This is a genomic window from Streptomyces sp. NPDC047061 (assembly GCF_040643955.1).
Lineage (GTDB): Bacteria > Actinomycetota > Actinomycetes > Streptomycetales > Streptomycetaceae > Streptomyces.
The window spans coordinates 36,308-45,109 of sequence record NZ_JBEYVI010000061.1; the positions used below are offsets into that span (position 1 = coordinate 36,308).

General features: G+C 70.8%; 7 protein-coding genes and 1 pseudogene. 5 read left to right on the forward strand and 3 right to left on the reverse strand.

Going from position 1 to position 8,802, the window contains the following annotated elements; genetic code table 11:
• Positions 1-52: 52 nt before the first annotated feature.
• The gene (locus ABZ887_RS46785) at positions 53-307 is read right to left on the reverse strand and encodes a NifU family protein (protein WP_361305021.1); all 255 of its coding nucleotides are present in this window, start codon (positions 305-307) and stop codon (positions 53-55) included.
• A gap of 48 nt (positions 308-355) precedes the next feature.
• Complete coding sequence (locus ABZ887_RS46790) at positions 356-1,372, reverse strand: LLM class flavin-dependent oxidoreductase (RefSeq protein ID WP_361305023.1); 1,017 nt, start codon at positions 1,370-1,372, stop codon at positions 356-358.
• A 264-nt stretch (positions 1,373-1,636) separates the two neighbouring features.
• On the opposite strand from ABZ887_RS46790, the gene ABZ887_RS46795 reads away from it, so the two are divergent.
• The 3 genes from ABZ887_RS46795 (at position 1,637) to ABZ887_RS46805 (ending at position 6,225) form a co-directional block, all read left to right on the forward strand.
• The gene (locus tag ABZ887_RS46795; RefSeq protein ID WP_361305025.1) at positions 1,637-3,484 is read left to right on the forward strand and encodes an NAD(P)/FAD-dependent oxidoreductase; all 1,848 of its coding nucleotides are present in this window, start codon (positions 1,637-1,639) and stop codon (positions 3,482-3,484) included.
• Positions 3,484-4,329 (forward strand): mycofactocin-coupled SDR family oxidoreductase, encoded by an 846-nt coding sequence (locus ABZ887_RS46800; RefSeq protein WP_361305027.1) that lies wholly within the window; start codon positions 3,484-3,486, stop codon positions 4,327-4,329. Before ABZ887_RS46795 ends, ABZ887_RS46800 begins: the two co-directional genes overlap by 1 nt.
• 285 nt (positions 4,330-4,614) lie before the next feature.
• Positions 4,615-6,225 carry an FAD-dependent oxidoreductase gene (locus ABZ887_RS46805; RefSeq protein ID WP_361305029.1) on the forward strand — a complete coding sequence of 537 codons (1,611 nt, stop codon included), beginning with the start codon at positions 4,615-4,617 and terminating at the stop codon, positions 6,223-6,225.
• An 86-nt stretch (positions 6,226-6,311) separates the two neighbouring features.
• Here ABZ887_RS46805 and ABZ887_RS46810 read toward each other — a convergent pair whose 3' ends face one another.
• Entirely contained in the window at positions 6,312-7,175 is an 864-nt protein-coding gene (locus tag ABZ887_RS46810; RefSeq protein ID WP_361305031.1) for an NAD(P)-dependent oxidoreductase, read from the reverse strand.
• 178 nt (positions 7,176-7,353) lie between these two features.
• On the opposite strand from ABZ887_RS46810, the gene ABZ887_RS46815 reads away from it, so the two are divergent.
• A complete protein-coding gene (locus ABZ887_RS46815; RefSeq protein ID WP_361305033.1) occupies positions 7,354-7,755 on the forward strand; it encodes a carboxymuconolactone decarboxylase family protein in 402 nt (133 codons plus the stop codon).
• A gap of 244 nt (positions 7,756-7,999) precedes the next feature.
• Positions 8,000-8,802, forward strand: a pseudogene (locus ABZ887_RS46820) (cytochrome P450); the annotation flags it as partial.

Here is an 8,802-nt window from a genome sequence, read left to right on the forward strand (position 1 = left end):
CGGGCGGGGCGCGGTGGGTCGACCACCGCGCCCCGCCCGTGGTGCGGGGGCATCAGCTCGGTTCCCGGACCGTCACCTCCGAGAGCTCGATGCCCCGGGTATGCAGCCCCTCCTCGATGAACGCCTTGAGCGAGTCACCGTCGAGCACACAGGTGGAGCAGGCGTCGTTGTGGCCACGGGAGTAGTCCACGGTCAGCCGGGACTGCTCGGGCGCGAACTCCGCGAGCCGGATGGAACCACCGTCGGGAGCGACCATCGGCTCCAGCAGCGCGAGTACTTCCTGGACGACTTCCTGGGCCTGGGGCATGGCAGGTCTCCTCTGGTGTGGGTGTGCGTGGCGAGGGGCGGGTCTTCCTCAGGGTGCTTCGTCGGATGCCAGCTCGGGGAGCAGGGCCAGGCTGGCACGGGCGTAGGCCTGCCGGCGGCGCTCGCTGACCAGGAACGACGGCGGTGCGAAGTAGGCGACGTCGCGGGCGAGGGAGCCGCGGCGCCGGCGAAGGGCGGCGACGGCGTCGGACGTGGTCCCGCACAGTGCGACGGCGTCGACCATGTCGTCCGTCACGGCCCGCGCCATGTCGTCCATCCTGCCGTCGGCGAACGCCTCCCTGATCTTGTCGACCTGGGAGGTCCAGCCGTGGTGCGCGGCGAACGCGTCGTAGGTCCGTACCGTCAGGTAGAAGGCGATCATCCGGCGCATGTCGGTGACGGCACGCTCGGGATCGTCGTCGTCGATCGCGGTCAGCAGCCAGCCGTGCTCCAGGGGCCGCCGCTCCCGTCCGCTCTCGCGGAAGCCCGCGTCGACGGCCGGCCGGACCACGTCGTCCCACCAGCGGTCGGTGAAGAGCCCGTGGCCGATGACGCCGTCGGCGGTGCGGCCGGCCGCGGCCGCCATCCGGCGCTGGAACCCGGCCAGCAGCACCGGTACGTCGATCCGGCCGAGCACCGGCGCCTGGACCTTCGCGTCGATCCGGTAGAACTCGCCCTCGAAACGGACGCGTTCACCGTTCTCTGCGTGCAGCCACGCACGTACGGCCGTCACCAGCTCGGACATCCGCTCCACGGGGCGGTCGGCCGGCACGCCGCACCAGTCGCGGTTGATGGCGAACGCGCCCGAGCCCAGGCCGGCGAAGACGCGTCCGGGCGCCTGGTTCCACAGGGTGCGGATCGCCGTGGCGTGGGCGAACGGGCTGCGCGAGAAGCCGTAGGCGATGGCCGGGCCGACCAGCGCGTCGCGGGTCGCGGCCGCCATCTGGGCGACGGTGACATAGGCGTCGTGGTCGGCGAACTCGCCGGTGCAGAACGCGGTCGCGCCCGCGGCCTCGGCCGCCGCGCCGGCCTCGGCTCCCGGCCAGGGCATACCGAACTCGGTCATGTGGTCCGATCCTCCCGGAAGTCCGTGCAGGGCACGGCTGGACTCCCATAATCGTAGCATTGAGTTAGCTGATTCAAGAGGGCCGATACCTTCACATGATTTAGCTGTTCTTATAAAATCGGCTTCCAGTTGGCCGGAAGGCCGTCGAGTCGGACCACGGGACGTCCGGGCCTCGGCCGCCCATGTCGGACGCCAAGGCCCGGCCATCTGCCGCAGTACGCCGTCGCCGTGCTGCCGTAGCTCTCCCAGGACGGAGAAACAGGGATGACGCAGACCTCGGCCGCACCCACGGATCTCGATCGGGCGCGTGCCAAGTACCGAGCCGAGCGGGACAAGCGCCTCGATCCCTCGCGCCGGGAGATCCTGGACCTCGCGGAACACAAGGAGTTGGTCGAGGACCCCTTCACGGACGTCGTGCCGCGCGAGCCGCTGCACGACACGGTCGACGTGATGGTGGTGGGAGGCGGATTCGGCGGCCTTCTCGCCGCCGCGCATCTACGGAAGGCCGGACTCGACCGTATCCGCATCGTCGAGAAGGCCGGCGACGTCGGCGGCGTCTGGTACTGGAACCGGTACCCGGGAGCCATGTGCGACGTCGAGTCGTACGTCTATCTCCCGATGCTGGAGGAAGTGGACTACATCCCCCGGCGCCGCTACTCGTACGGCCCCGAGATCCTCGCCCACGCCCAGCGGCTGGCCCGGCACTTCAACCTCTACGACCACGCGCTCTTCCATACGTCGGTGACCGGGCTGACCTGGCAGGAGGACACCGCGAGGTGGACCGTGCGCACCGACCGCGGCGACGCGTTCCAGGCCCGCTACGTGGTGGTGGCGCACGGTTCCTTCACCTCGCTGAAGCTGCCGGCGATCGAGGGCATCGAAACCTTCCGGGGCAAGCTGTTCCACACCTCGCGGTGGGACTACGACTACACCGGCGGCGACGCGTCCAGCCCGCTGACCAAGCTGGGCGACAAGACGGTGGGCGTCATCGGCACCGGCGCCACCGCCGTCCAGATCGTGGCACCGCTCGCCGAGTCGGCCCGCGAACTCCTTCTCTTCCAGCGGACCCCGTCCACGGTCGCCGTCCGCAACAACGCGGAGACCGACCTGGAGTGGGCGCGCAGCCAGAAACCCGGCTGGACGAAGCGGCGGCGGGAGAACTTCACCCGGGTCACCAACGGCGAGCAGATCACCGAGGACCTGGTGGGAGACGGCTGGACCGTCTTCTACCACGCGCTGCTGAGCAGCGACTCCTACGGCGACCTGAGCCCCGAGGAGGCCGCGGAGAAGCGGGAGCTGACCGACCTCGGGCACATGGAGAACATCCGGGCCCGGATCGACGCGACGGTCCATGACCCGGCGACGGCCGAGGCCCTCAAGCCGTACTACCGCTACCAGTGCAAGCGCCCCTGCTTCCACGACGAGTACCTGCCGGCCTTCAACCGGCCCAACGTACGGCTGGTCGACACGCAGGGGCAGGGAGTGCGACGGATCACCCCGCGCGGGGTCGAGGTCGCCGGTGTCGAGTACCCGGTGGACTGCCTCGTCCTGGCGACCGGCTTCGACCAGGACTCCGCCTACGTCGACCGGGTGGGCTTCGACGTGACCGGCCGCGCCGGCGTCAGCCTCTCGCAGAAGTGGCAGGGCGGACCGGAGACCTTCCACGGCGTCATGACGAGCGGCTTCCCCAACTTCTTCATCCTCCCGCCGAACTACACCCAGGGCACCGCCGCGATCAACTTCTGCCACACCCTGGACGAGACCGCGCAGCATGTCGCCGCCTGCGTCGGGGAGTTCGAGCGCCGCGGGGTGATCGCGGACGTCGTCCGGCAGGACGAGGAGTCCTACGTCCAGCACGTCGTGGAAGGCTCCGGCCTCGCCCTCCTGGGCGGCGGCACCTTCCTCAAGGACTGCACACCGGGCCGTTGGAACAACGAGGGCGACCCCGAGGGCCGGCCCCGGAAGAACGTCAACTACCCCGGCACGTCCACCGCCTACTTCAGCATGCTGGAGCAGTGGCGGCAGAGCGGTGACCTCGCCGGGCTCAACCTCACCCCCGCACCGGAACCGGCCTCGACGACGCAGTCGGCCACCGACGAAGGAGACAAGTGATGACCGCCAGTGTTCCCGAGGCACCCGTGCCGGGTGAGCCGACCGCCCGCCGTTTCGAGGGAAAGGTCGTCTTCGTCACCGGAGCGGCACGCGGTCAGGGCCGCGCCGAGGCGGTGCGCTTCGCCGCCGAGGGCGCCGACATCATCGCCCTGGACATCTGCGAGGACCTGCCCACCACGGAGTACCCGGGAGCGACCGTCGAGGACCTGGCGGAGACGGCCCGGCTGGTCGAGAAGCTCGGTCGCCGCATCCTGACCCACAAGGCGGACACCCGGGACTTCCCCGCCCTGCAGTCGGCCCTGACCGCGAGCGTCCGTGAACTGGGGCGGCTGGACGTGGTGGTGGCCAACGCGGGCATGACCACCTTCGCCCGTACCTGGGAGATCCCGCTGGACCACTGGCGGGCCACCCTCGACATCAACCTGACCGGCGCCTTCCACACCGTGAAGGCCGCCGTGCCGCTGATGATCGAGCAGGCCACGGGTGGCGCCATCGTCTTCACCAGCTCGGTCGCCGGGCTGCGCGGACTGCCGTTGCTGGCCGACTACGTGGCGGCCAAGCACGGTGTCACCGGGCTCGCCAAAACCCTGGCCAACGAACTGGGTTCGTACCGGATCAGGGTGAACACCGTGCACCCGCACGGCGTCGACACCAAGCTCGTGCCCGGGATCCGCCCGGTCCTGGAGAACGATCCGGAGCTGAGCGCCTTCTTCCAGGGCGTGCTGCCCGACCAGGTCAGCCAGGCCGAGGACATCGCGGCGGCGGTGGTCTGGCTCGCGTCGGACGAGGCACGCCACATCACCGGGGTCCAGCTGCCGGTGGACCTGGGCCGTACCAACCGCTGACACCGCGCGGGCCCGCAGCTTCCGTACCGGTGAACGGGATTCGGCCAACCTGGCCGATGAGGCCGCCACCACACTGTGCACATGGCCGCGCCCGGAGGCTTGCCGGGCCGCACCGGCGACTTCGGTCGCACGGTCTCCGTCGCGCGGCGTACGAACCGTGGGACGTCATGCTCCCGGCCGTGTTCCGCCGGGCGTGGTGACAAGGGACGGTCACCGGCGCTCCGGGTGCCCTGGGACGGGTGCCCGGTGCGCGACCCCTGAGAGCAGCACACGAGGAGGACAGTGATGGCTGGTGGGGAGACCTACGACGTCGTCGTGGTGGGGTCGGGGGGAGGCGGGCTGATCGGCGCCTATGTCGCGGCGTCGCGGGGCCTGCGGACTCTCCTGATCGAGAAGACGGACCGCGTCGGCGGTACGACCGCGTACTCCGGCGCGGGCATCTGGTACCCGGGGTCGGCGCCGCTGCGCCGGGCCGGCGTCGAGGCGTCACCGGAGGACGCCCGGAGCTATCTGCGCAGCGTGGTGGCGGACGACAGCCGCGAACACCTGCAGGACGCCTATCTGGACGCGGGTCCCAGGCTGATCGACGAACTGGAGCAGAACCCCTGGTTCCAGTCGTTCGTCCACGCACCCGTCCCCGACTACTTCGCGTCGGCACCGGGCGCCACGCTCGCGGGACGGACGATCTTCCCGCCGGACGTCCCGGTCGCGGACCTCGGCGACCGGGCCGAGCTGGTCCGGGGCAGCATTCCCAGGGAACGCTGGGGCGTCGAGCGCGGCGAGGTGCTCGGCGGCGGCCGTGCCCTCATCGGCCGGGCCCTGGCGGCCTTCCTGGAGACGGGGAACGGCACGCTCCGGCTCGACACCCGGCTGGAGAGCCTGGTGCTGGAAGGAGACCGGGTCGTCGGTGTCACGGCGACGAGCGGGGACGAGGAGATCACCTTCCGCGCCGGGCGCGGTGTGCTTCTCGCCGCCGGCGGCTTCGAACGCAACGCGGAACTCCGCGCGAAGCACCACCCCGTGCCGCTCGACGGCACCTGGTCGAACGGCTGTCCGGCCAACACCGGGGACGCGCTCCTGGCGGGCACGGCGGTGGGCGCGGCCACCGACCTGCTCGACGAGGCCTGGTACGCGCCGGGCCTCGTCCAGCCGGACGGGCTGCCGGTGTTCCACTCGGGAACCCGCGGCGGAATCTGGGTCAACGGCGCCGGCGAGCGCTTCATGAACGAGACCCGCCCTTACGACCAGGCCGGCCACGAGATGGTGCGGCTGCACTCCTCCACCGGCGTCTCCCACATCCCCTGTCACTGGGTGTTCGACCAGCGGATGCTCGACCGCGACAGCTTCGGCGGCGATCCCGAGCAGCCGCCCAACCCGGCGTGGTTCGAGTCGGGCGCGCTGAAGAAGGCGGACACCCTGGAAGAGCTGGCCGAGCTGATCGGGGTGCCGTACGAGGCGCTGCGCAAGACCGTCGAGGAGTTCAACGGCTACGCCGACAGCGGGGTGGACGAACAGTTCCACCGGGGCGAGAGCCCCTGGGACCAGATGTGCTGCCACATCGTGGGCTTCCCCGCCGGACCCGTGATGAACTACATGGCGAAGAACACGCCGGGCCTGGCCAATCAGCTGCTCCTGCCGATCGGCACCGGGCCCTTCTACGCGGCGACGATCGTCCTCTCGGACATCGGGACCAAGGGCGGGCTGAAGACGGACGAGAACGCGCGCGTCCTGCGGGCGGACGGCGGAGTGATTCCGGGGCTCTACGCGGCCGGGAACACCGCCGCGGCCATGTCGGGCCGGGCGTACCCGGGTGCCGGCACCCCGATCGGCAGCAGCCTGGCCTTCTCCTACCGAGCCGTGCTGGACATCGTCGAAGCCGGACCGGGGGCGGCCTGACCGCCCGGCACACCGGAAGGCCGGAAGCCGCGACCCGTGCGGGGTCGCGGCCTACGGCCCGAGCGCCACTCGACGGAGCCCCTTCGTCAGGAAGGGGCTCCGTACCGCCCTTCGAGTACGGCGGACATCCAGGGGCGCACCGTGTCGACGACCGGGGTGCCGATGCCGATCTCCCTTCCCAGTTCCTGGGCCGCGGCCAGATCCTTCTGCGCGAGGGCCTCGATGTAGGCCGCCTGGCGCCGGATGACGCCCTGCGCGTCGAGATGATCCCGGAGCAGGAACAGCGGGTCGGTACCACCCGTGACGGCCTTGTCCAGCACCTCGATCAGCCGCTCGGGCTCGACACCGGCCCGGACCGCCATGCCCGTCGCCTCGCGTACGACCGCCCAGCTCGCGTACGTCACCACATTGCGGGCGATCTTGGTCACCATGCCGGAGCCGACCTGGCCGCAGTGCACGACGGCCGTGGAGAAGGCGTCCAGCACGGGCCGCACCCGTTCGACGACGTCGGCGGGCCCGCCGACCATGGAGACGAGCATTCCGTCGCCCGCCTGCGTCACCCCGGCGTCCAGCAGCGTCGCTCCCCGCCGGGCGCACAGTGCGGCGAACTCCCGCACGGCTGAGAGCGCCACCGTGGACAGCAGCAGGACGACCAGTCCCCGCTTGCCGGTGCTGAGCAGTCCGCGCTCGCCCGCCAGCACCTCCCGGACCTGCCCGGCGTCGACCACCGAGATCAGCACGACGTCACTGGCACGCGCGACGTCGGCCGGGCAGCCGAGGGGCGCTTGCACGCCGTCGAGCCCGTCGGCGGCGTCGGGACGGATGTCGTAGGCCGCCAGGGGCAGGCCCGCGGCGGCGATGTTGCGTGCCACGCCGCCGCCGATCATCCCCAGGCCGATCACGCCCACGGCGACGGTGTCCCTGTGTGATGTATCCGACTGGGCTCTCAACTCGGCCCCTCCTTCACCCGTGGTGTGCAGGGCACGGTAGTCGGCGCCGGCCGCCGGCCGGATCGGCTGTCCCTGCCAGCGAGACAGGTACTGGGATGCTGCGGCGCCCCTCGGCTAGCTTCCGGGGCGACGGCCCCACGGAGCGGACCGGAGGGCCAGTGGACCGGAGGTGGGAGCAGTGGCGACGGACGAGGGCGACCGCTGGGGCCGTGGCAAGGACAGCATGGACGACGTGTACGGAGAGGGCTTCTCCGCCACGTACTACCCGGTCGAGCGCACGCAGCCGTACCACCGCGAGACGGTGGAGCATCTCTTCGGCGACGTCTGGTCCCGGCCGGGTCTCGCGATCCGGGACCGGAGGCTGCTGGTGATCGGGGCGACCGCCGCGCTGGGGCGGGCCGACCTCGTCCGCATCCAGGCCCTCGGTGCGCTGCGCAACGGCGAACTGACCCCCGGGGAACTGCGCGAAGGGGTCCTGCAACTCGCCTACTACACGGGCTGGGGCAATGCGACCGCCGTGGACCGGGGCATCGAGGACGCCATCGCGGATCACGAGAAGGAAAAGGAAGCGGGCAGGTAGGAGGTGCGCAAGGGACTGGCGGGAAAGGGGCGGCGCCATTGATTGTACCGATCGGTCGACGTAAGATTCATGCCGTGCACATCGCCGTGCCGTGGGCCAGGAACCGCGCATGACTTTCGAAGGCCGTCCTGGGGCAGCCGCCGTCTACCGCGGCAGGGCGAGGCGGGCAGTTCCGCCGACGTCATGACGAACGCGCGTGGACCATCGCCGTCTGATGACGAAGTCAAGAAAGAGGAGTGCGGACATGGCTGAGAACACGACCGGCGTCGACGTGGCCGAGGAGATTCCGAAGTACCCGTCGCCGCGAGCGGCGGAGTGCCCCTTCGCGCCGCCTCCGGGCCTGCTCGCGCTGCATGACTCGGGCAAGTCCGTCCGCCGGGTCGAGACCTGGGACGGCAGCACCCCCTGGGTGGCCACGACCCACGCCGCGCAGCGGCAGCTGCTGGCCGATCCGCGGCTCAGTGCCAACATCGGGGGGGCCGGTTACCCGCACACCACCGCGGCGATGAAGGCGCACGCGGCCGAGATGCAGCCGTCGATCAACAACACCGACGGCACGGAGCACCAGCGCTGGCGCCGGATGCTGACGAGTTCCTTCACCCGGCACCGGATGGAGAAGCTGCGCCCGGAGATCCAGCAGATCACCGACGACCTCATCGACAGGATGCTGGCGGGCCCGAACCCGACCGATCTGAACGAGGCGCTGTCGCTGCCCCTGCCGTCGCTGATGATCTGCGCCCTGCTCGGCGTCCCGTACGAGGACCACGGCTTCTTCCAGGAGCACGCCGGCGTCACCAACGCGCGGTTCGAGAGCGCTGAGAAGGCGGCGGAGACGACCCGGGTGCTGCGCGAGTACATCGCGGGGCTGATCGAGGCCAAGATGGACAACCCCGGCGAGGACGTGCTGTCCGACCTCGCCGAGCGCGTCAAGGCGGGCGATCTCGCCATGTCCGAGGCGGCTCCGCTCGGGCACATCCTGCTGGTCGCCGGTCACGACACCAGCGCCAACATGATCACCCTCGGTACCGCGGTCCTCCTGGAGAACCC